The following is a 23,774-nucleotide window of genomic DNA, read 5'->3' on the forward strand; positions in this document are numbered from 1 at the left end:
CCTGACAAGCGGGTCCCGCCCCTGTATAGTTCGCCGCATTCAGGTTGTCCATCGGCCTCGTTATGCTATTTCATGGGATCGCTTTCCGTGCGATCTAAGGCCGCATGAACCTGTGCAACCATCCCTGATTACCCATGACTTCTTAAGGGGGGACAGATGATCACCGCCTACATTCTCAACAACAAGGTGCTGGACATAGTCACGCTCGGGCCGGATGACATCGTTCCCGACAACACCGTCTGGCTGGATGCCTACAAGCCGGACACTGCGGAGCGAGAATGGTTGACGGGCCTGTTCCTGGAGGAGGTGCCGGACAAGGAGGAGCTCGATGACATCGAGGCATCCGCCCGCTTCTACTGGGACACCGATGGTCTGCACATCCACTCCCTGTTTCCCCAGCGCATCGGTCGCGACACCAAGGGGGTGCACGTCTCCTTTACCCTGCGCAACAACCTGCTGATCAGCATCCGCGAGGATGACATCGGCCTGGTGCGTCTGCTACGCCACTACATGCGTCAGGACAGGCTGGAGGTCGAAGACGCCCTCGACATCCTGCTGGAGGTGCAGAACCTCAAGGTGGAGTATCTCTCGGATCTCATCGAGGATGGCTACAAGACCCTGGAGAACACCGCCGATCAGATCTTCGAGCCGGACCAGATCAACCCCATGCTCAAGGAGCTGATGGCCCAGGAAGAGGCCAACGGCCAGATCCGTCTCTCCCTGCACGATACCCGCCGCGCCCTGCGCTTCCTCAAACGCAGTCTGCGCCAGCGCATGACGGGGGAGCAGAACAAGTGGATCGACGAGATGCTGCACGACGTGGAATCCCTGCTGCCCCATACCCAGTTCCTGTTCGACAAGATCAACTTCCAGCTGGAGGCCTCCATGGGGGTGACCAATCTGGAGCAGAACAAGGTGATCAAGATTTTCTCGGTAGCCGCGGTGATCTTCCTGCCGCCGACCCTTATCGCCAGCATCTACGGCATGAACTTCGGCCGCATGCCGGAGCTCGCTTGGGAGTATGGCTATCCCCTCTCCCTGGTGCTGATGGTGATGTCATCGCTGGGCACCGGTCTCTTCTTCAAGCGAAAAGGCTGGCTGTGACGCCGGAACCCGGCAACTAAAGACTGCGGATTGGGGGGCATGGCCCCCCGATTAATTCCCGGCCGTTGCTGACCTTGCAATGGCCTGCCCTGTGCCCCATATCCCCTTCATCACTCGCACTGCATGAATGGATACCGGGCCACCATGACCCTCTACCCCGAACACCGTTACGACGATCACGGCCAGTTGCGCCCCCCGCTCTGGTTCTGGCCCATCGCCCTCTTGCTGACCCGCTCGGTCTGGCTGTTTCTGATGGCGGGGGTCACCCGGGAGAGTGGCAGCGCCATCCTGACCCTCTTCTACCCGGACAAGCTCACCCTCTATATCAGCCTGCTGACGGACGTGCCCGCCATGCTGGCGCTGCTCGCCTGCGGCGGCACCCATCGCCAGACCCACAGTGCCAGAGCCTGGCTCAGACGCCACAGCCCCTTGCTGCTGCTCTGCTCTGCCGTCAGTGGCCTTCTGATGCAACTGCACAGCCTCAATCTGCAGCAGTGGTCGTTCAACTGGCCCACCGCCCTGGTGCTGATCGCCAGCCTCTGGGCGCTCTGGTATCTGCTAAGAAGCCGCCAGTTGCGGGATTACGCCCTGGATCAGCCCCACTGACAGGCTGGTTCACTGGCGCGTGACCCGGATCTGCAGAGTCTGGCGTTCGCTGCCGCTGGCCCCGCCCATGCCTGATGGATTGGCGATCGCGGCCTCCCGGCTGCCTTGGGTTGTGGAAAGCTCCCCCACCGTCAGCCACTGGCCCGGGGCGCCGCTCACCTCGGTGGCACTCTGGCCGGTGTGTATGTTGCCTCGCTCCACTCTTGCCTGTTCACTGCTGAGGGCCACCTGCACCCTGTCCCCTATCAGGGTCGCGGTGGCGTAGAGACCGTTCATCAGCGGCATCATGCCCACCACCCTTCCCCCCTGCCACTGGTAAAAGGTGACCGGCTGATAGGACCCCATCTGCAACAACACGGGCCGTCCGGAGAGGCCACGCACCTGCCAGTTGTCACTCTGGCTGCGTTCATAGTGCCGGGCATCCCCCTCCAGCAGCCACTGCCGTTTGGCATCCAGGCCCAGCCCCACTCCGGCCTGCTGACGGCTGGAGGCGCCATCCACCCGCCACTCGATGAGCAGGCTTTGGGGCGGCTGGTTCACTTGCGCCAGGGTACGCTCGGCCTCCTGCAACTGGGCGGGGGTTCCGCTCAGTACCAGCTGGTTGCCCATGGCGCTCACCCCGAGATCCGGGTAGATCTCCTTGAGCGTCTGCACCACGGCATCCGCCTCGAATACCGGTATGACCTTCACTTCGGCCCTCAGGGGCAATGCCAGCAACAGGCAGCACCCCAGCCCCCAATACCCTGATCCAGCGCGCATCTTCTCCTCCCGGCGTTCACCGCCACCCTCTCGCTTCCTGCCATCATGGTCCATGGCGCCTCGATTGCAACGGGCCTGGTATGCAACCCCACACAGAGGCACCAGATAAGGACTCATCAAGACACCTAATTAACACAAATAAAAATGGTTATCATTTGTTGTCACAACAAAAACCCTCGGATACAATTCGGACTCATTTTTTCGAGTCAGCCTCTGATGAAGCCAGAATCCGTCGCATCCACCCCTGCCGCCATCCACCTGGCGCTGCTCATCAACATGCTCTCCATGGGCTGCATGATGATGGTGATGCCCCTTGGCCCGGAACTGGTAACCCGTCTGGGGATGCTGCCGGAGCAGACAGGTTACTTCAGCGGCGGCGCCACCCTGGGCGCCGCTCTGCTGGGCCTCCTGGCAGCCCCCTGGCTCGATCGGGTCAACCGCAAACCCGCCCTGCTGGTACTGCTGGTCCTGCGCTTCCTGCTCTTGATGGCTTGCGCCCTGGCCGAGGATAGCCAGACCCTGCTGCTGATCTTTATCCTGTCCGGCTGCGTGGCCGGCCCCCTGGGGGCCATCCTGATGGCGGCGGTGCTGGATCTGGTACCGCCCGCCGAGCGGGGCCGCCGTCTCGCCTACGTGGGCATGGCGTTTTCCCTGGCCGCCATTCTGATCGTGCCCGCGGCCCTCGTGCTGGCCCAGTGGTCTGGCTGGCAGAGCCCCTTCCTCTTGTTTGGTGCTGGCGGCCTGCTGCTGGCCCTGCTGTGTGCGATCTGGCTGCCGTCCCTGCCGGTCAACCGGGCCCCGGCAGGCCAGGGGATGCGCCAGTTGCTGGGGTCACCGCTCTGCCAGGGAGCCCTTTTCATCCTCTGCCTGCAGATGTTCGGCCACTTCCTGCTCATTCCGCACTTTGCCAACTACTTCCAGTTCAACCTGGGTTTCCCGCGCGAGCAGATCGCCAGCCTCTATCTGTGCGGCGGTCTTGCCAGCATGGCCACCATGCGCCTGTGCGGCGGCTGGATCGATCAGGGCCGCGCCCAGGTCGCCATCCTGCTCACCAGCCTGGCCCTGGCCCTGATCACCCTGGTGGGCTTTGCCTTGCCGGCAGGCCTGCCTCTCTATCTGCTGTTCACCCTCTTCATGGCCCTGAGCTCCGCCCGTGCCAGCACCACCCTCGCGGTCACGGCGGCCATTCCGGCCCCCCATCAGCGCGCCGCCTTCATGTCTTTCCAGGGCTCGGTCACCAATGTGGCGGCGGGCCTCGGCAGCCTGCTCTCCGCCAGATATCTGGTCTCCGACGAGGGGGGCGCCCTGCACGGTTTCCCCACCCTGGCCTGGATCAACATTGCGTGCACCCTGGTGGCCTGCGCCGGTGTCTGGTTCCTCATCCGGGGCCTGAAGAGCACAAGAGATAACAATAATCCTGCCTCTGGCACCGCCAGACAAGGAAGTCAGTGAGCACCGGACCAGAAGAATCCGGACCCCATAACCTCAGTTATATCCATGGAGTTTTTGACAATGCAGTTGCAGCACGGCCTCTTTAAACTGAACCCCATTCTGCTCTCCCTTGGTCTGCTGGCCGTACCGGGCCTGGCCCAGGCCGAGTCCGTCAAGGCCAACGAGACGGTGGTGGTCACCGCCACCCAGACCAAGCACACCGAGCTGACCGCCCCGGCCAGCGTCTCCGTGGTCACCCGCGCCGATCTGGACAAGATGAACGTCAACAACATCGGCGATGCCCTCAAGCACGTGCCCGGTGTCAACATCATCGGCACCAACCCCACGGGTCGCAACGAGATCAAGATCCGCGGCATGGGCGGTGACTACACCCTGCTGCTGGTCAACGGCAAGCGGGTCAACGCCCGCGAGACCCTGGGCAGCTCCTTTGGCAACGACTTCGACTTAAGCTCCATCCCCATGGCCGCCATCGAGCGCATCGAAGTGATCCGCGGTCCCGTCTCCTCCCTGTACGGGGCCGATGCCCTCGGCGGCGTGGTCAACGTGATCCTGCGCCAGGCCAAGGAGAACACCGAAGCGGCCGTCGGCTACACCCACACCATGCCCACCAAGGGGGATGGCGGGGATGCCAACCAGGGTAGCGCCTTCGTCTCCGGCGCCCTGATCGACAACAAGCTGCTGGGCAGCGTGGTGGTGGAAGGCTATCAGCGGGATCGCTGGAAGAGCGAGCAGTCCAACAACCCGGATGCCGACGCCCTGGAGAAACGGGAAGTGGTCAACGTGCTCTCCAGCCTGAAGTGGCTGGTGGCCGACAACCAGGACATCGACTTCGATCTGGGTTACAACCAGAACGACATGGACAGCTACTTCAACAACGTGCCCCGTGCCCCGACCGCACCGGCCACTCCCCACAACGTGCAGAAACTCGATCGCCTGAGCCTGGGGCTGACCCACAACGGCCGTTGGGAACACTTCGACAGCCGCGCTCGTTACTACTTCGAGCAGACCGATCTGATGGATGACTCCCAGCTCAACGGTGGCGCCGCCGACATCACCCAGACCAACAACACGGTGGATGGCCAGTTGAGCGGCTACCTCGGGGATCACCTGCTGACCTCAGGTGCAGAGTTCCGCAAGACCGAGCTGGAGCACAGCCGCAGCATCCAGAACGGCAGCGTGGATGCGAGCCAGAGCGCTCTCTACCTGCAAGACGAGTTCGGCTTTGGGGATCTGGCCCTGACGCTCTCCGGCCGTCTGGATCACCACGAGACCTATGGCAACGAGTTCAGCCCCCGTGCCTACGCCCTCTACTCCCTGAGTGACGAGTGGGTGATCAAGGGGGGCGCCGGCAAGGCGTTCAAGGCCCCGACCCTGGCCCAGTCCAGCGAAGGGTTCGCCACCACCGCCTGCCGCGGCGCCTGCAAGGTGATAGGCAACCCGGATCTGAAGCCGGAAACCTCCGTCAGCTACGAGCTTGGCACCGCCTACAACGCCGATCGCTTCGGCGCAGGGGTGACCGGCTTCCACAACGAGATCGAGGATCTGATCCAGAGCGATCAGTGGGGCCCGGGCTACCGTCCGACCGTCATGACCTACCTCAACGTCAAGAAGGCCCGCATCAAGGGGCTGGAGCTGACCGGCTGGTTCGACGTGCTCGACAACGTGCAGCTGACCGGCAACCTGACCCTGCTGGACTCCGAAGACAAGAGCACGGGTGACGATCTGGCCAAGACCCCGGATCACACCGGCAACATCGGCCTGGACTGGAAGGCGAGCGACGTGGTCAGCGCCAACCTGGCCTGGCAGTATGTCGGCAGCCAGGTGATCAAGGTGCCGGCCCGCAACGCCCAGGCATTCACCTCCAAGCACTACCAGACCCTGGACGTGAACACCAAGTGGACCGTCACGCCGGCCCTGGACTTCAAGCTCGGCATCACCAACCTCACCAACACCCAGCGTGACGAGGTGGCGACCGACGCCGACTTCATCCTGGAAGGTCGCACCGTCTACGCAGGGGTCGATTACAAGCTGTAATCCATCCTGTATGCGGGAGCCCCGGTCGCGGGGCTCCCTTTTTGCGTTTCTGCCTCCCCGAATTCAAGGAGTCATTGAGTGCTCAGATACCAAGCTCGGCTGTTCTGGCTCGGCGTGCTGCTCCTCTTCCTGCTGATTTGTCTGTCACTGGCCACCGGGGCCGGTGTCTATGGTGGCCGCGAGGTCGCCGGTTTCCTGATGGGCGATCCCGCCTTCGTGGCCGATGAAAAGCTCGCCATGATAGTCCATACCCTGCGCCTGCCCCGTACCCTGGCAGCCCTGGTGGTGGGGGCATCACTCTCCCTGGCGGCCTCCATGCTGCAAAGTGCCACACGCAATCCTCTGGCCGAACCCGGCCTGCTCGGGGTCAATGCCGGCGCCGTCTTTGCCCTGGTGATCGGCCTCACCTGGTTTGGCGTCGAATCCGCCTACGGGTATCTGCTCTGGTCCGGCATGGGGGCCCTGCTCGGCAACCTCATCGTGCTGGGCCTCGGCCTCATGGTGGGGCGCTCCAACCCCCTCAAGCTCATCCTGGTAGGGGTCGCCCTCTCCGCCACCTTCGGCGGTCTTTCCAACTTCCTGCTGCTCTCCAACCGGGTGGTGCTGGAGCAATTCCGCTTCTGGAACTTAGGGTCCCTTGCCGCCTCCAGTCTGGAAGCGGTACTCACCGTGGTCCCCTTCGCCCTGGCCGCCCTGCTGCTGACCCTGGCGCTCTGTCGCCCTCTCACCCTGATGCAGATGGGGGATTACCAGTCCAGGGCCCTCGGCATCCGCCCCACCCGGGTGCGGATCGGCGTGCTCCTGGCCGCAACGCTCTTCACCGCCTGCGCCATCGCCATCGCCGGTCCCATCGGCTTTGTCGGCTTCCTCGCCGCCTACTGCGCCCGCCTGGTGGAGCCGGTTCGCCTCACCATCCAGGTGCGCTTCTCCGCCCTGTTCGGGGTGCTCTTTCTGCTCGGTGCCGATGTACTGGCCCGCTGGCTGATCCAGCCCTACGAGCTGCCCAACGGCGTCATTCTGGCGCTCATCGGGGCGCCCGTGCTCATCCTGGTGGTGCGCAGCGGCGGCTTCCGCTCCCTGCTGGCCGTCAAATAAGGTGCCACGCCCATGAAGAACTCTCTCTCACTCCCGAGCGGCACCCTCTGCCTTCGCCTTGGCAGCCGCACCCTGTTGCTGCACCGCCACGCCTGGCTCATCACCCTGGGGCTCCTGCTCGCCCTCACCCTGCTCTCCCTGCTGGCCCTCACCTTGGGTTCCGGCAAGATCACCATGATGGGGGTGATCCAGACCCTGCTCGGGGAGGGAAGCCGACTTGATCAAGTGACCGTCTTCAAGATCCGACTGCCGCGCCTGTTGGCGGTGCTGGTGGCCGGCGCCGCCATGGGACTCTCGGGCTGCCTGGTGCAGACCCTGGTGCGAAACCGCCTCGCCACCCCGGACATGATCGGGGTCAACGAGGGGGCATCCCTTGCCATCATCATCTTCTCTCTCTATCTGACCCTGGGTACCTGGCCCTGGTGGGCCGCCCCCTTCGGCGCCCTGTTTGCCGCCGCCGTGCTCTATGCCCTGTGCAACAAGCCGGGGGAGCAGGGCTACCTGTTCGTGGTGATCGGCATCGGGGTCTCGGAGCTGATGAACGCCCTCGGCCAGTTCGTCATGTCCACCCAGTCCCTGGTGCACCTCACCAGCCTCTATCTGTGGAACATGGGCAACTTCGTCGGTCAGGGCTATGGCACCTTGCTGCCGGTGAGCCTGCTGCTCCTGCTCATCTGCCCCTGGACCGTCTGTCTCTCCCGCTCCCTCGGCGTGCTGCGCCTGGGACCGATCACCGCCCGTACTCTCGGGGTCAACGTGAACCGGGTCCAGCTCGGGGTCCTGGCCCAGGCCATCATCGTCGCAGCCCTTGGCACCGCCATCGGCGGCCCCGTGGTTTTCATCGCCATGGCGGCCCCCATCCTTGCCTCCTGGCTCAGCCGGGATCGCATCGTGCCGCTGTGGATTGCCGCCCTGTGCGGCGCCCTGATGCTGCTCGCCAGCGACACCCTGGTGCGGGTGCTGGCCAGCCCCCACGAAGTGGCTACCGGCATCATGACCCGCATTCTCGGCGGCCTGCTGCTGCTCTTCATCCTGCTCAAAGATCGCCAGAAGGCCGACTGACCATGGCATTCATCCATTTTCAATACAGACCGAGGGCTGCCCGATGACGCTCACCGTAAACCGACTCCAGTTCGGCTACCCGCAAAAGACCATCTTCAAGGAGATCTCCTTCTCCCTCCCCCGGGGTAAGCTGGTGGGGATCGTCGGCCCCAACGGCGGTGGCAAATCCACGCTGCTCAAGCTCCTTGCGGGACAGGAGCAACCCCGGTCCGGGGAGATCCTGCTCAAGGAGAAGCCACTCGGTGCCTATGGCGCCAAAGCCCTGGCTCGGGAACTCGCCTATCTGCCCCAACGTCCCCTGGTCCCCCCCGGTATCCTGGTGGAGCAGCTGGTGCAATACGGCCGCCATCCCCATCAGGGCTGGTTCAATCAGTGGAGCGAGGAAGATGCTCGCATGGTGGACTGGGCCCGGGAGCGGATGCAGCTCGATGCCATCTGGCACCAGAGTGCCAGTTCGCTGTCCGGCGGTCAGGCCCAGCGGGTGTGGCTCGCCATGGTGCTGGCACAGGATGCGGACATCATCTTGCTGGACGAGCCCACCAGCGCGCTGGACATCGGCCACCAGACCGAGGTGATGGAGGCCATCCATCGGGTCGCCGCCGAGGGCAAGACGGTGCTTATCGTCATCCACGATCTCGCCACCGCCGCCCGCTACTGCGACGAGCTGATTGCCCTGGGGGATGGCGCCATCCAGGCCATGGGCCCGGCCCGGGAGGTGGTGACCAAGCCCCTCATCGATCGCCTCTACCAGACCGATGTGGACATACTGCACGCCCCCGGCGACGGGGCCCCTGTCATCGTGCCCCGCCGACGCGCTGACGAAGTGCCTCGCCTGCGCGCCGACCATGGCGTGTCGGCCTGAGCCATACCCTGTGCCAGAGAAAGAAACCGCCTGATGGCGGTTTCTTTTTTGGGTTTTGCGTTGGCGTTATCCGGGCGCTGGCATCGTGCTCACAGCAGCAAGACGGTGAGCACGCCCCCCGGCAGGGCTTGCCAGTGCAGGGTGCAGCGCCAGCCAGCTGGCAGGGCCGGCGTCAGCGGGCATTTGAGCTCCAGGGTGAGAGTCTGCGCCGTCATGGCGAGCCAGCGGGCATCGAGAAAGTCAAAGTAGCGCCCCACCCGGGGATAGAGCCCCTTGAAGAGGCTCTCCTTGGCGGAAAACACCAGGGTCACGCCCTCTGCCAGGCTCAGCTGGGCGTCGTGAGCCCCCGCCTCCAGCCGTCCCCACTCCTCCCCATCCATGATGCCGGGCCAGAGCTGCGCCCCTTGGTCGCCATCGAGCCAGGCCTCCAGATCCAGCCCTATGCCCTCCTTGCCCGGGCGCACCGCACACAGGGCCACCCCCTCTCCCGCCAGCCGGCTGTGGCTGATGCTCCCCTCCACCCCCTCAGGCCAGAGTGGCTCCCTGGCCGCTCCGATGGCCACGCTGCATCCTGCAAGACCGAAGGGACGCAGGGCCTCACGGGCTGCGAGACGCCCTGCCAGAAACTCCCCGAGGCGCTTGGGGGCAGCCCCCTGCAATGAAGCAGGCAAGATGATGCCCTGGGCCCCAAAGCACTCCGGCGAGAAGGCGGCGGGATCAAAACAGACCCGATGAAGAGGCAGCGTCTCCAGGCCCGGCAGGCACAGGGTATCGAATTGACGGACAAAGGATCCATCGAGTGAGGGACAACGAGGCAACATGAAAGGCTCCTGACAGGGGCCTGCGATGGTACCAAAGCAAGCCGATGTCATGCCACAAATACAAATGACAACGCTTCTCACTTGCTTTGTGGTAGCATGTCCCCGCCCATTCGGGGCTGGCCGGGCGGCTCTCAGGCACTTTCCACAGACTCCGGCCCACCGATTTAACCCATAAGGATGTCACCATGAAGATCTTCTCCCCGCTGGCCACCTTGCTCATGCTGGCCAGCCTGACGGGCTTCCAGGCCCAGGCGGGCAGCCGCCAGGTCATCGATGCCAACGGCCAGCCCCAGAGCGTCCCCGATGCGCCCCGGCGGGTCGTCGTGTTGAGCGAACTCGATCTCGACAGCGCCCTGACTCTGGGGGTGCAGCCGGTGGGCACCGTCAATGGGCGCGGCCAGTCCACCCTGCCCCGCTATCTGCTGGACAAGGCGGGCAAGGAGATCGCCGTGGTCGGGGATCTGGACAACCCCAATCTGGAGAAACTCATCGATCTGGAGCCCGACCTCATCCTCACCGGCCAGACCAAGCCCGAGCTCCTCGCCCTGCTCAAGGAGATCGCCCCCACCGTCGTCACCGGCAACTGGGGCGAGCCCTGGAAAACCGTATTCGGTCGCAGCGCCGACGCGATGAACCGGGGGGCCGAGGCCAAGGCGTTCCTCACCCGGTATGAGGCCCGCCTGGCAGAGGCCCGCAGCAAGCTTGCCCAGCATCAGGGGGAACAGATGAGCATAGTGCGCTGGAACCCCAAGGGGCCGAGCTACATGCACGGCGGCACCTTCGCCAGCAGCGTGGTCACCGAGATGGGGCTCACCCGCCCCTCCCACCAGATTGGCGACAAGAGCCCCCACTCCCCGGCCCTGAGCCTCGAATCCCTCAACCTGCTGGACGGTGACTGGCTGGTGATCGGCACCCTCAGCACCAGCGGGGATGCGGTGGATGCCATGAAGCAGGCCGAGCAGACTCCGGCCTTCCAGCAGCTCGGCGCCATCAAGGGCAAGCGCTTCGGCGCCGTGGACGGGTCACTCTGGACCTCCACCGGCGGCCCCCAGGCGGCCCTCAAGGTGATCGACGACGTCGAGCGCCTGCTCACCAAACCGGATGCCGCCCCCATCGCTCACTAATCCCTCGGTTGACGGCCAACAAGAAGCCCGCATGATGCGGGCTTCTTTTTATCCATAGCTCTTACCATCCGGCAAGGCGACTACTCGGGCAATGGCAGCGCCTTTCTGTCCAGTTTGCCGCTGCCAGTCTTTGGCAGGGCATCCAGCAAGATGAGCCGCGCCGGCACCATGTAGTGAGGCAGCGTCGCCTGCAAGCCCTTTGTCACCCCGGTAATGGCAGCGCCTTTCTGTCGAGCTTGCCGCTGCCAGTCTTGGGCAGGGCATCCAGCAGGATAAGCCGTGTCGGCACCATGTAGTGCGGGAGCGTCGCCTGCAGCCCCTTGCGCAGGGCCAGCCGGTTGAGGGTCACCCCGCTTTTCGCCTCCACGTAGCCCACCAGCATGGCGTCATCCCCCTCGCCCACCAGACGCACCGCCGCCTCCTGCACCCCGGCCTGGCGGCGCAGTCCCGCCTCCACCTCGCCGAGCTCGATGCGAAAGCCCCGCAGCTTGATCTGATCGTCGCGCCGTCCCAGATAGAGGAAGCGGTCCGCCCCCAGCCGCCGCACCCGATCGCCAGTGCGATAGAGGCGATGGGTGGCAAGGCGCAGGAAGGCGGCGCTGGTCAAGGCCGGCTTGCGCCAGTACCCCTCGCACAGGGCCGGGCTCTCGATGCAGAGCTCGCCGCACTCCCCCTCTGCCACCGGCTGCCCCGCCTCGTCCAGCACCCAGTGACGATAGCCGGGCAGGCTGTGGCTGATGGTGATCTGCCCGCCAACCGGCGGCCAGCGCACCTCGCTCACCAGGGACCAGACGGTGGCCTCGGTCGGCCCGTAGCAGTTCCACAGCCGCCGGGTGCGGGCACAGAGCTGCTCGGCCAACCCTGAGTCCAGCGCCTCGCCGCCGCACAGGGCGGTGAGGGTATTGCGCCCCTGCCAGCCAGCCTTGAGCAACATACGCCAGCAGGCCGGGGTGGCCTGCAGCCAGTTGATGGAGGAGTCGGCCTCGAGCAAGGCCTGCATCCCCAGGGGATCCTTGTTGTGCTCACCGCCAGCCACCGTCAGCCGGCCACCGCCCCAGAGCGGCCCCAGCATCTCCAGCAGTGAGATGTCGAAAGCCGGAGTGGTGATGAAGAGCCAGTGGCAGCCAGGTGAAAGCCCGAGCCGCTCGCGGATCCCGTCGAGGAAGCAGAGCAGGGCCCGCCGGCTGATGACCACCCCCTTGGGCTCGCCGGTGGAACCCGAGGTAAACATCATGTAGGCAGCCAGGGCGTCATCCACCTGGGGCCAGGAGACGGGCCCTGCCGCTGCCGGGCCATCGAGGGTACGCAACGGACAGCCGAAGGCGGGAGCCGGCCTGTCGCCGTCGCAGATCACCGCCGACAGGCGCGCCTGGCGTGCGATCCCCTGCAGCCGCTCCACCGGAAAGTCCGGCTCAAGGGGCACGAAGGTGAGGCCAAGGCGCAGGCAGGCCAGCAGGCTGGCCACCAGATCGGGGCTGCGGGAGAGATAGAGGCCGACCCGCTCCCCCACCGCCAGCCCCTGCAATCGGGCGGCAATCTCGCCGACCCTGACATTGAGCGCGCCGTAGCTGAGCCACTGCTCATCTGATCCGCCCTCACCGATACCCTCCCCGCCCATACGGATGGCGGGGGCCAGCGGACTGGCGGCCAGACAGGCGGCCAGCCGCGCACCCAGGTTGGCCGCCCCCTCACGGGGGGCTGGCCGGGTTTGCACGAGCGGAGCCTCATGCTTGATGGTCACCGTCATAGCGCTGCCTCCGTTTGGCGCACCAGCCAGTGCCGATAGAGCCGGCTGGGGGATGGATGGGCCTTGAGGGTCTGCAGGCTGAGCGGCGCCCGCTCCTGGCCAAACGCCTCGTTGAGGGCCGCCAGCAGGGCAAGCTGCTGCACCGAATCCACCCCGAGTTCACACAGGGTCTGCTGCCAGATGCCGGGCACGCCGCACTGACGCTCCCACAAGGCCACCAGCACGCGGGCCTCGGCCGGCGGCGGAGCCAGGCCGGGGGCAGCCACTTGTGTGACAGTCGATGGTGTGGCGGCCACCTGCGGCATCACCGGGGGCAGTGCCGTCGCCACCACACTGGCCGGCTGGCCCAGATCCGTCTGCGCCAGCCAGTCGAGCTCGGCCAGCCAGTCAGCCAGCACCGCCTCGGCCCGGGCCTCGGGGATCTGCTCGCCATCGAACTCGAGGCGCAGCTGGAGCGTCTCGCCCCGGCTGCTGACCACCAAGGAGAGCGGCAGCTCCACCTTCTCCACCACGGCGCCAAAGCGCGGCACCAACTGGTGGGGTTCGGGGGCGGCAGGGGTTGCCGGCATGGGATAGTTCTCGAACACGAACAGGCTCTGGAACAGACGCGACCGGCCTTTGGTCAGTGCCGCCAGCGACTGGGTGCCGTGCTCATTGAGCGCCATCAGATCGGCCTGCAACCGGGCGATATGCTCGGTCAGGGTCAGCTCGGTGCGCCACGCCAGGGCCAACGGCAGGCTGTTGATATAGAGCCCGACGCTCGCGGTGATCCCCTCGATGGGGTAATCCCGGCCTGGGGTCACGTTGCCCACCAGGGTGACGGCATCGTCAGAGCGGCGTGCCAGCAGACGGTGCCAGGCATATTGGGCCAACAGGCCCGCAGTCACGCCCAGGTCGCGGGCACGATGGGCGAGCAAGGTCGCCACCTCGACCGGCAACGCCGTGGCGCACACCGCCGGCCGCTGCTGGGTATGGCGCCCGCTTGAGCCAGCGTCCAGCGTCACCCCGAACAGGCAGGCGAGATCGTTGGGCTTTGTTAGCAGCTCGCCCCGCCCCTGCCAGTAAGCCTCGGCGCTGCGGGCTTGGCTCGCGATATGGCGGCCAAATTCGAGCCAGGCGGTATCCGGCTCGCCCTGCGGCAACAGGCCGTTCATCAGCGCCTGATAGGCGCGATGCAAGGAGCCCAGCAGCACGGGGCCGCTCCAGCCATCCAGCACGCCGTGATGGGCGCTGAAGATCACCTTGTGGTGATCGGGAGCCAATTTGAAACAGGCAAGGCGTAGCAGGGGGGCCTGCTCAAGCGGGATCGGGCGGGCCAGATCCTGCTCGCGATAGGCCTGGACCCGTGCCTCTGCATGTTCCACTTCAGACAAGTTCTCATAGTGGAATGGCAACTCGGCGCGCTTGAGGATGCGCTGGAGCGCCACCCCATCCGCCAGCACCAGTTCGCTGCGAAGGGCCGGCCAACGGGCGATCTGCCCCTGCCAGGCCTGACGGTAGACCGCCACGTCCAGCGGCTGGCGATAGTCGATCTCGGTCTGCAGGTGATAGGCGTGATCCCGGGGCAGCAGCGCCCTGTGATGGAACATGCTCTGCTGAAGCGAGGTCATGGGCAACAGGGTCTCCACCTCGCGCCCGCTCAGCACCCGATCGAGCGCGCTTTGCGAGAGGCCAAGCCCCGGGAAGTCGCTCGGGGTATGGCGCGGAACCTTCACCGCGCAGCAGTGCTCCACCAGCGCCGTCAGGTTGTCCGCCAGCCGCGCCATCAGGGCGTCGCTCCCTTGCTGGTTGAGGGCGCCCACCTGGCGCAGGGTGAGGCGGCCATCAAACACGCCCCCATGCAGACTGACCAGTTCCCGCGGCAGGTTGTCAGGGGACGTGGGGGCCCCCGGCGCCATCGGCAGGGGTTGCCAGGGTTGAGCGGCCTCGCCCTGATGGCTGACCCCCAGGTAGTTGAAGACGGCAAGGGCCTGGGGCAGCTCAGCCCCACGTGGGTGGTGCAGCCGCAGGGCGTTGAAGCCCACCCCCTTGTCCGGCACGGCGCGCAGCTGCTCCTTGGTGGCGCAGACCAGCGAATCCCACTCCTTGGCATCCGCCAGCGCCAGCGGGTAGGTGCTGGTGAACCAGCCCAGGGTACGGCTCACGTCGAGTTCAGCATCGATGGCCTCACGACCGTGTCCTTCCAGCATCACGCAGTGACGGCTGCCGTAACCCTGCTCGCTCAGGGTACGGGTCAGGGCCGCCAGCAGCAGGTCGGGCACCTGAGTGAAGTAGGCCTGGTTGGCGGTGTCGATGAGACGAGCCGTGGTCTCCTGACTCAGTTGCAGCAGGCTGGCGGCGGCGCGGCCATCGGTGGCGCGCGCCGCTTCCAGCAGGTGACCCTGGCTGCCTTCCCCCTGAGCCAGCCAGAAGCCAAGCTGATCCTGTTCCCGTTTGGCGTAGGCTGCGAGCCCCTCGCCCCACTGGCGATAGCTGCTGCCCTTGGCGGGCAGCGGCTCGCCCCTGCTCACCCGGGCCAGATCCTCGGCCAGGATGCGCCAGGAGACCGCATCGATCACCAGGTGATGGAAGGCAAGGAAGAGCCCCTCTACCGTCTCGCGCTCGCCCTCAAGCTCACCCTCCAGAGAGAGATTGCGCAGGCGGGCCCAGGCCAGGGTGTGGCCGCTGGCAGGGTCGAGCTCTCCCTGCAGCTCGGTCAGGCGGGCCTGCAGTTCGGCCTCGTCGAGATTGGCGGCATCCAGGGTCGGCAGCGGCGGTAATGGCAGTTCGGCCAGGTAGCGCTGGCCGGTCGGGGTCACCGCCAGACGCAGGGCATCGTGGTACTGGCGCAGGGCATTCAGCCAGCCGCGCAGGGCCTCATCGTCCACCCCGGCCGGCAGGCGCAGGATCACCCCCTGGTTCCAGTGACCGGGCCTGGCAAAGCCCTGCTCGAAGAACCAGTGCTGAATGGGGTGGAGCGGAAACTCGCCGGTCAGGCTGCCCTGCTCGCTCCTGTGGCTGACCGCCTGCTGCTGGCCGAGCTGTCGGCAGAGGCGGCGTACCGTCTTGGCTTCGAACACGTCCTTCACGCTGCAGTGCAATCCCGCATCCCGCAACCGGGTGGTGAGCTGAATGCTGAGGATGGAGTCACCGCCTAAGCGGAAGAAGTCATCCTCCACCCCGAGCGGCTGCTTGAGCACCCCTTGCCAGATGGCGAGCACGGTCTGCTCCAGTTCGTTTTGCGGCTCGCCCTTGCTCTGCTGCCAGACGATGGCGGGCAGGCGGCGTAAGTCCAGCTTGCCGTTGGGGGTGAGGGGCATCTCGGGCAGCCAGCAGAGGCGCGCCGGCACCATGTATTCGGGCAGGCACTCGCCGGCCCGCTGCAGCAAGGCATCGCCATCGGGCTCGCTCGAGCCGGCCTGCAGACAGGCATACGCCAGCAGGCGTCCCTCCTGCACCACCACCTTGATCTGACGAATGGCCGGGCACAATTCGGCAAGCCGGGTCTCTATCTCACCCGGTTCGATACGATAGCCGCGCAGCTTGATCTGCTCGTCTATCCGGCCCAGATACTGGATGTTGCCGTCGCGGCGCAGCAGGGCCCGATCGCCGGTGCGATAGAGGCGATGGGTACGTTCCGCCAGCGCCAGCTCGATAAAGGCCTCCTGGGTACGCTCCGGCAGATTGAGGTAGCCGCGGGCCAGCCCCAGCCCTGCCAGGCAGAGCTCGCCGGGGACCCCCACCGGGCAGGGGTTGCCCGCCTCGTCCAGGATCAGCGCCTTCAGGTGGTTGACCGGTCGACCGATTGTGATGGGCGCCCGCGGGGTGAGCCGCGCGCAGAGCGCGGTGACGGTGCACTCGGTCGGGCCGTACATGTTGTAAAGCGCCACCCGTTCCCCCCAGCGCTCCACCAGGCTGCTCGGGCACGCCTCGCCGCCAAAACCGATGGCCTTGAGGGAACCGAGATCCGTCGGTGGCAGCAGGTTCGCGAGCAAGGCGGTCGGCAAAATCATATGGCTGGCACCCCGAGCGATCGCGGCACTGATCACCCCCTCGCCCGGCTCGCCAAAGTGCAGGGCCGCGCCGCAGTAGAGCGGCAGTAAGCTGGTCATGTTACCGGCATCAAACGAGAGGGACATGCAGTTGAACATGGCGCCATTCTGATCGAGGGCGATACGTTCGCCGTGATCCGCCATCAGGTTGACCAGGCTGCCCTGCTCCACCATGACCCCCTTGGGCAGGCCGGTGCTGCCGGAGGTGTAAATGATCTGGGCCAGCATGGCGGCGTCCCGGGGCAGTGCAGGCGTGCTGGCTGGCATCTTGTCCAACGCAAGCCCGTGCAGATCGTGATACGCGGCCGTCGTGCCCGCCAGCGCCTCGCCAAGCCGCGGATCCGGCACGCCACCCAGCACCAGGCTGATGGATGCATCGCCAAGGATATGGGCCAGCCGCTCGGCGGGATAGGCAGGGTCGAGCGGTACATAGGCCGCCCCCGCCTTCCAGCAGGCGAGCAGGGCGATGATGAAAGCGACATCGCGCCTGGCCTGGATGCCGATGGCGGCGCCCGGGGTGACGCCCTGAGCCAGCAGCCAGTGGGCCAGCCGGTTGGCACGCGTTTCCAGCTCGCCATAGGTCAACGATTGCGCGCCGTCGCTGACCGCCAACGCGTCCGACAACTGAATAGCGCGCCGCTCGATATAACAGAGCAGGGTGTCGCGGCTCGGGTAATCCGGCGGCAAGTCGGCAAGCTCGGCGGCCAGCGCGGCCTGGTCGGTGCCCGCCTCCAGCGGCAACTGCCAGATGTCGGTCTCGGGGGCCGCCACCACGGCGCGCATCAGGTGCAGCAGGCGATCGGCGTAGGCCTGGATGGTCTCTCGCTCGAACAGTGCGGTGGCAAACAGCCAGTCCACCCTGACGGAGTCCATCAGCTCGGTCACCTTGACCGAGATGTCGGTCTTGGCCGGCAGCACCGGCGAGGTCTCCTCCACCAGCTGGCAACCGGGGATGAGATCGTTGAAGTCCACCTTGGCCTGATAGACCAGCATGACCTGGAAGATGGGGTTGATGGCAGTGGTGCGATCGGCACCGATGGCCTCGGCCAGCGCCTCGAAACGGTAGAGCTGGTGATCGAAGGCCGCCAGATCTTCCTCCCGGCACTGCTGCAGATAGTCGATAAAGCTGGGCTTGCCGCTGAGTTGAGTGCGCAGCACCAGGGTGTTGACGAAAAAGCCCACCAGCGACTCGATTTCGTGGCGCTCGCGATAGGCAAGCGGGGTGCCGATCACCACCTCCTTCTCGCCGCTCTGGCGCACCATCAGCAAGGCAAACAGGGCGTGCAGACCGATGAAGTTGGAGGTGCTGTGGCGCTGACAGAGGCGCTTGAAGCTCTCCCACAGGTCGCTCTCGATGGTGGAGAAGACCAGCTCGCCGCCGCTGTCCTGATGGGCCGGGCGCGGCTTGTCGAGCGGTAGACCGTGCACCTCTGGGCTGCCACCGAGCCGGTCGACCCAGAATGGCTTGAACTCGGCGTGATAATCGAGGAAACGCGGCGAGTTGAACCAGCGGGCATAGTCGATGTAGGTGAGCGGCAGCTCGCTTACCTGCAGGGGCTCGCGGTTCTGATGGGCAAGAAAGGCGCGCTTGAGATCCGCGAACATGTTCTTGACCGACCAGCCGTCGGAGATGATGTGGTGCTGGGTGATCAGCAGCACGTGCTCGCGGCTGCCAAGGCGGATCAGGTGCACCCGGCTGAGATCCCCTTTGGTCAGGGAGAAGGGGCGCCCTATTTCCTCGCGCACCCGGCGGGCCACATAGGCCTCGCGCTCGGCAGCGGGCTCTGCGCTCACATCCTCAATCTGCAGCTTGAAGGGCGTGTGGGGCAGGATCTCCTGGGCCCCCCTGCCCGCCTCATCCTTGATGAAGCGGGTACGCATGCTGGGGTGGCGGGCAAACAGGTGGTCGAAGGCAAACTCCAGCGCCGCCGTGTCCAGCTCCCCCTTGACGCGAAAATAGACCGGCATGTTGTAGAGGTGGGAGGCCTCCTCGTACTGCTCGATAAACCAGAGCCCGCTCTGGGACGACGAGAGCGGCCCCTGCCGGGCGCCCTCGGCATCACGTTGCGCAAGAATGGGCGCCTCGAAGGCGGCACGAGCCGCCAGGCAGCGCACCAGCTCATCCTTGTGGGCCTTGATGGTGGCACCGATGGCCGGCGTCACCGCCTCCTTGCTCGACTGGGAGATAAGCTGGCCCTTGTCGTTCAGCGCAAGCTTCACTCCCTGCCGTTCCAGCTGTTTCAACAGCAAAATCATATTGTTCATCTGTTTCTCAAGCCTCAGGCACTCAGGGTGGCGCCGCCGTCGACGACCAGATCCTGCAGCGTGATGTGGCTGGCCAGATCCGAGGCCAGGAAGAGGACGGTATGGGCGATCTCCGCCGGGGTGGCGACCTTGCGCAGGGGGATGCCGAGCTTGAACTGCTCCGGCAACCCGGCAATGGTGCGGGCCATGGCCTCCTCGCTTGGCAGCATGCCGCGCAGCATGGGGGTATCCGTCGAGCCCGGCGACACCAGGTTGGCGCGCACGCTGAAGGGGGCCAGCTCCAGCCCCACCGTCTGGGTTAGGCTGGTGACCGCCGCCTTGGAGGCGCAATAGGCCGCCATCTGCATGCGCGGCACATGGGCCGCGTTGGAGCCTATGGTGACGATGGCGCCGCGCCGCTGCCCCTTGAAGTGGGGCACCAGGGCCCGCAGCAGATAGAAGACGCCGCTGGCGTTGACCGTCATGCAGTCGTGCCAGTCATCATCGCTTAAGGTTTCGGTGGGGCCGAGACGCAGTACCCCGGCCCCGTTCACCAGCACATCGAGCCCGCCGTCCGCCAGCAGCGCTGCGCAGCAGGCGTTGACCGCCTTAGAATCGCCAATATCGAGCAGCCGAGTGGCATAAGGGTAGTCGGCTTCGGGAAACACCAGGTCCAGCCCCACCACGGATGCGCCGGCCGCCACGAACTGCGTCGCCACCTCGCGGCCGATGCCGCGCCCGGCCCCGGTCACCCAGACCCGCTTGCCAGTAAAATCAAAGGCCATCGCTTGTTGCTCCTTGCTCATCACCACACCATCTCCACGCTCTCTTCGTCCTCGGCAAGCAGGCCGTCGAGGAAACGGCAGAAGTCGTCGAGGCGCGGGTGATCGAACACGTCGGAGACCTTGACCTGCACCCCGAACTCGGCGCCGAGCCGGTTGACTATCTGGATGGTCTGCAGGGACTGGCCCCCCAGTTCGAAAAAGTTGTCGGCAGGCGACATGGTGGCGAGCCCCAGGATCTGCTGCCAGATGGCGCCGACCCGGTTCTCGGTCTCGCTGCCCAGGGTCAGGGCTTCATCGCCCGCCTGGTAGGCGGCCAGCAAGGCCTTGCGATCCAGCTTGTTGGAGCCGGTGCGAGGCAGCTGGTCATAGTGGCGATAGTCGGTGGGGATCATGGCGGCAGGCAGCACCCTGGCCAGCTGCGCCTTGATGACCCGGCTGTCGCGCTCCAGCCCCGCCACGAAGGCCACCAGCCGGCGCACGCTGCCGATGCTCACCCCCTGCACGCAGGCCTCATCCACCCCGGGCAGGGCCAGCAGCTGGGCCTCCACTTCGCCGGGCTGGATGCGATAGCCGCTTATCTTGAATTCGTTGTCGCGCCGGCCGAGGTAGACCAGCCGGCCGGACACCAGGCGCACCCGATCGCCGGTGCGATAGACGGGCATCAGCTCCGCGCCAACCCGCAGGGTGCCAAAGCTGCCTTGCACGCCCCCCACATAGCCGTTGGCCAGCTGCGGGCCGAGCAGCACCAGCTCACCCTCGCTGGCGGGTTGCTCCCCCGCCCCCAGAATGAGCGCCTGCATGCCGGGCAGCGGCAGACCGATGGGCAACTGGGCCTGGCTCGGATCTTCCTGCTGCAGCTCCTGAGTGGTCACCACCACGGTCGTTTCGGTGGGACCGTAGGTGTTGAACAGGCGCACATCGGAGCGACCCTGGCGCTGCCACTGGGCCAGCTGCTCGGGGTAGACCGCCTCGCCGCCGATGATGACGGTGGTAAGCCCGGCAGGAATGTGGGCCTGACCCGCCGTCAATGCCACCACCCACTCGTTCCAGAACGCGGTGGGCAGGTCGAGGTGGGTGATCCCCATCTGCTCCACCCCGGCCGCAAAGGCGGGCATGGATTCGAGCAGGGCGTCGGTGCGCAGTACCAGGGTGGCGCCGGCGCTCAAGGTGGCGAACACCTCCTCGATGCTGGCGTCGAAGTTGAAGGGGGCGAATTGCAACATCCGCGCCTCTTCATTCAGGTGATAACGGCAGCGGGCGGCGGCGGCGAAGTGATCCAGCGCGCCGTGGCTCACCGCCACCCCCTTGGGCAGGCCGGTCGAACCCGAGGTGAACATCAGGTAGGCGACGGCGCGACCGGCGGCCGGCTGGTTCAAGCGGTTATCGCTCACCAGATCCCCCGCCAGCAGCGTGCGCCCCTCAAACAGGCTGGCCAGCTTGTGACGGTACTCGGCCTGGGTGATCAGAGTCTTGACCTCCCCCAGCCGCAGGATATGGCCCTGACGCTCCAGCGGCTGCTCGGGATCGAGGGGCACATAGACGGCGCCCGCCAGCAGCACAGCCAGTTGGGCGAAGATGGCCTGGGGGGTGCGGGCCAGCATGACCCCCACCTTGTCGCCGGGGACGACGCCTGCGGCTTGCAGGGCGGCCGCCATCTGTTCGCAGCGGGCCAGCAGCGCCTCGTAGCTGAAGCGGACCTCTCCCTGCGCCGTGCTCTGAATCAAGGCAATCTTGTCCGGGGTCTGGGCGGCGAAGTGGCAGAGCGCCTCCAGCACGGGACGCACGTTGATCACTTCATGGGCGGGGCCGGCGATCAGGGCGCTGGCCCGCTGCTCGGCCAGCCAGTCGGCCTTGAGCGCCCCCAGGGTCTGGGTGGGCTCGGCCAGCCAGCGGCCCAGCAGGGCAAACAGGGTATCGGCGATGGCAGCCAGATCCCCCTGCTGGTAGCAGCCGGGGTTGGCGTCCAGATCCAGTCTGGGCTGGCCATCGACGCCGACCTGCACCTCGATGGTGAGATCCTCCACCGGCCCGGCGCTGATGTTGAGAATATGGGCAGATAGCGGCCCGAAGCGGCGAGCGTGATCAAACGGCATGATGTTGACCAGCGGGCCGAACAGCCGCTTGTCGCCCCCCACCAGGCCAAGGTCGCGGCGCAGCAGCTCGTAGCGGTAGTGCTGGTGCTTGCGCACCCCGCGCTTGGCCTTGGCCACGGCGCCGGCGGCTCCCGCCAGATCCAGTTCTTCACCCAGAGTCAGCGCCAGCGGGGTGATGTTCATCTGCATGCAGGGCACGGTCAGCGACGCCGAGCCGATGCGGTTCATCATCATCAGGCCGAGCAGGGTCTTATCCTGGCCGCTCGACAGCGACAGCTGGGCAGAGAGACCGGCCAGCAGCAGATCGGGCCAGCCCAGCTTGTGCTCGTCGGCAAAGCCGGTCAGGGATTGCCAGAGCGCCGCCGGCAGCGGACGGCTCTCGCGGATAAATTCGGCGGCAATCGGTGCGCGGGTCTCCCCAAAGGACTTCACCTCGGGCCAGCCTTGCAGCTGCTCCTGCCAGAAGGCGCGGGCGGCGTCGTTCTTGCCGCTCTGCTCGCGGCTCGCCTCTTCTGCCAGCACCTCAGCCAACGAGCCGAAGGGAGATGGGGAGTTCATCTCACCGGCCAGCCCCTCTGCATACAGTTCGGCGATGCGCTGGAACAGCAAGGTGGTGCCAAAGCCGTCGAGGGCGATGTGGTGCACGCAGCTGTAGAGATAATCGCGGCCGGGGCCGCGCAACAGGGCGAAGCGGCAGGGCGCCTCTTGGGTCAGCTCGAACGGGCGGCGCAGATCGGCCCAGGCCCAGGCGCGGGCCAGCGTCTCGTCATCGTGCTCGAGGGAGACCTCTTCATAGGCCAGGGGCAGATCGGCCGGGACGAAGCAGACCGCCTCATTATCGTCTTCGAAGTGGCCCTTGAGCGCCTCGCACTCCCCCACCGCCTTGGCAAGGGCTGCGGCCAGCACGGCCGCCTCGGCCTTGCCATCGAAGGCGATGCACTCGGCGGTGTTGAACATCGCCTTGTCGTCGTTCAGCAGATGTCCGGACCAGAGCCCCTGCTGGGGGATGGTCAAGGGGAAGCGGTTCATGGGGTCACCTCCAGCGCCTGGGCTGCCAGCCAGGCCTCGATGAGGCGCCACCAGCCATTGAGGGTCGGCAACTTGGCGAGATCCACGAAGCCCAGCTCCACTCCGGCGGCGCGCCACTCGGTGAGCAGGGCCATGATCCGCACCGAATCCAGACCGTAGTCGATGAGGTTCTCGTCGGGGTCAAACTCCCCCTCGTCCTCGTCGATGTGGCTCAGCAGCCGCGCCTTGAGTCCCTCATACGTCAGCAATGGGTTGGTCAGCAACGGATTGCTCTGGACGGCAGATGTGGCAACCGGCGCAAGGGCCAGCACCTCCTCGCAGCGGATCACCTTGCCGCAGCGGGTCGCCACGTAGTCGAGCGCCATCTGGTGGTCGGCCAGGGAGAAGTCCGCCACCCCGTCCGCCAGGAAGAAGGACTGGATGTCGCGCATGAAGGCGTCGCAGGCGGTCATCATGCAACCGATATGGCCGTAGATGCCGCCGATGATCAGCTGATCCCGCCCCAGCGCTTTGAGCATCTGCTCGAGCTCGGAGCGCTGGAAGGCGCTGTAGCGCCACTTGACCAGCACGGTGTCGTCCCGCTCCGGGCGCAGGGCTGCCACCACCTGCTGCTGCTCGGGCCGTTTGTTGAGCCCCGGGCCCCACATGTCGTTGAGCAGGGCGCGATCCTCAGGGGATTGATCCTTGGGCTGGGCGGTGTAGAAGACCGGGATGCCGAGGGCCTTGCACTGCTTGCGCACGGCGGCCAGGCGCTCGGTGAGCGCCGCGATCAGCGGGCTGTTTTCGCCATAGAAGGCGGTGAAGTACTCCTGCATGTCGTGGATCAGCAGGGCGGCACGTTTGGGATCCAGAGACCAGTTGACCTTGTTGGCCTTCCACTGGCTGGGCATGGCGTAATTGTTCAGGGTTGGGATAGCCATAACGTC

General features: G+C 65.9%; 15 protein-coding genes. 8 read left to right on the plus strand and 7 right to left on the minus strand.

Features of this window, described 5'->3' with window-relative positions:
• The first annotated feature begins 156 nt into the window (after positions 1-156).
• Both corA and OKC41_RS16225 read left to right on the plus strand, forming a co-directional pair.
• The gene (corA, locus tag OKC41_RS16220; protein ID WP_005301617.1) at positions 157-1,104 is read left to right on the plus strand and encodes a magnesium/cobalt transporter CorA; all 948 of its coding nucleotides are present in this window, start codon (positions 157-159) and stop codon (positions 1,102-1,104) included.
• 144 nt (positions 1,105-1,248) lie between these two features.
• Positions 1,249-1,710 (plus strand): DUF2919 domain-containing protein, encoded by a 462-nt coding sequence (locus tag OKC41_RS16225; protein WP_039038891.1) that lies wholly within the window; start codon positions 1,249-1,251, stop codon positions 1,708-1,710.
• A gap of 9 nt (positions 1,711-1,719) precedes the next feature.
• Here the strand turns inward: OKC41_RS16225 and OKC41_RS16230 are convergent, their stop codons facing one another.
• Complete coding sequence (locus tag OKC41_RS16230; protein WP_201894690.1) at positions 1,720-2,469, minus strand: hypothetical protein; 750 nt, start codon at positions 2,467-2,469, stop codon at positions 1,720-1,722.
• A 216-nt stretch (positions 2,470-2,685) separates the two neighbouring features.
• Between OKC41_RS16230 and OKC41_RS16235 the strand changes: the two genes are divergently transcribed.
• The 5 genes from OKC41_RS16235 to OKC41_RS16255 all read left to right on the plus strand — a co-directional run bounded on the left by OKC41_RS16235 (position 2,686) and on the right by OKC41_RS16255 (position 8,974).
• Positions 2,686-3,921, plus strand: a complete 1,236-nt coding sequence (locus OKC41_RS16235; RefSeq protein ID WP_201894691.1) for an MFS transporter — start codon at positions 2,686-2,688, stop codon at positions 3,919-3,921.
• 60 nt (positions 3,922-3,981) lie between these two features.
• Positions 3,982-5,955: a siderophore amonabactin TonB-dependent receptor gene (locus tag OKC41_RS16240; RefSeq protein ID WP_010674445.1), complete on the plus strand. Its 1,974-nt coding sequence runs from the start codon at positions 3,982-3,984 to the stop codon at positions 5,953-5,955.
• Between the two features lie 78 nt (positions 5,956-6,033).
• Positions 6,034-7,050, plus strand: coding sequence for an amonabactin ABC transporter permease subunit 2 (locus tag OKC41_RS16245; RefSeq protein ID WP_201894692.1), 1,017 nt, complete (start codon positions 6,034-6,036; stop codon positions 7,048-7,050).
• Positions 7,051-7,062: 12 nt separating this feature from the next.
• Positions 7,063-8,112, plus strand: coding sequence for an amonabactin ABC transporter permease subunit 1 (locus OKC41_RS16250; protein ID WP_201894693.1), 1,050 nt, complete (start codon positions 7,063-7,065; stop codon positions 8,110-8,112).
• Positions 8,113-8,155: 43 nt separating this feature from the next.
• On the plus strand, positions 8,156-8,974 hold the full coding sequence (locus OKC41_RS16255; protein WP_010674442.1) for an amonabactin ABC transporter ATP-binding protein: 819 nt from the start codon (positions 8,156-8,158) through the stop codon (positions 8,972-8,974).
• A gap of 89 nt (positions 8,975-9,063) precedes the next feature.
• Here OKC41_RS16255 and OKC41_RS16260 read toward each other — a convergent pair whose 3' ends face one another.
• Positions 9,064-9,795 (minus strand): 4'-phosphopantetheinyl transferase, encoded by a 732-nt coding sequence (locus tag OKC41_RS16260; RefSeq protein ID WP_201894694.1) that lies wholly within the window; start codon positions 9,793-9,795, stop codon positions 9,064-9,066.
• 185 nt (positions 9,796-9,980) lie between these two features.
• Here OKC41_RS16260 and OKC41_RS16265 point away from each other — a divergent pair, with 185 nt between their 5' ends.
• Positions 9,981-10,919: an iron-siderophore ABC transporter substrate-binding protein gene (locus tag OKC41_RS16265; RefSeq protein WP_201894695.1), complete on the plus strand. Its 939-nt coding sequence runs from the start codon at positions 9,981-9,983 to the stop codon at positions 10,917-10,919.
• Positions 10,920-11,121: 202 nt separating this feature from the next.
• Here the strand turns inward: OKC41_RS16265 and amoH are convergent, their stop codons facing one another.
• Genes amoH through amoB form a run of 5 tightly spaced genes read right to left on the minus strand, consistent with a single transcriptional unit; the run spans position 11,122 to position 23,768 of the window.
• A complete protein-coding gene (gene amoH, locus OKC41_RS16270) occupies positions 11,122-12,666 on the minus strand; it encodes an amonabactin biosynthesis glycine adenylation protein AmoH (RefSeq protein ID WP_201894696.1) in 1,545 nt (514 codons plus the stop codon).
• Positions 12,663-18,962 (minus strand): amonabactin biosynthesis non-ribosomal peptide synthetase AmoG, encoded by a 6,300-nt coding sequence (gene amoG, locus OKC41_RS16275; protein WP_270672160.1) that lies wholly within the window; start codon positions 18,960-18,962, stop codon positions 12,663-12,665. Before amoG ends, amoH begins: the two co-directional genes overlap by 4 nt.
• Positions 18,963-18,976: 14 nt before the next feature.
• Positions 18,977-19,726, minus strand: a complete 750-nt coding sequence (amoA, locus tag OKC41_RS16280; protein ID WP_201894698.1) for an amonabactin biosynthesis protein AmoA — start codon at positions 19,724-19,726, stop codon at positions 18,977-18,979.
• A 20-nt stretch (positions 19,727-19,746) separates the two neighbouring features.
• Positions 19,747-22,848, minus strand: a complete 3,102-nt coding sequence (gene amoF / locus OKC41_RS16285) for an amonabactin biosynthesis non-ribosomal peptide synthetase AmoF (protein ID WP_201894699.1) — start codon at positions 22,846-22,848, stop codon at positions 19,747-19,749.
• Positions 22,845-23,768, minus strand: a complete 924-nt coding sequence (amoB, locus tag OKC41_RS16290; RefSeq protein ID WP_201894700.1) for an amonabactin biosynthesis bifunctional protein AmoB — start codon at positions 23,766-23,768, stop codon at positions 22,845-22,847. Before amoB ends, amoF begins: the two co-directional genes overlap by 4 nt.
• Between the last annotated feature and the right edge of the window lie 6 nt (positions 23,769-23,774).

The sequence above is a fragment of the Aeromonas sp. QDB17 genome, assembly GCF_027705305.1.
Lineage (GTDB): Bacteria > Pseudomonadota > Gammaproteobacteria > Enterobacterales > Aeromonadaceae > Aeromonas > Aeromonas caviae.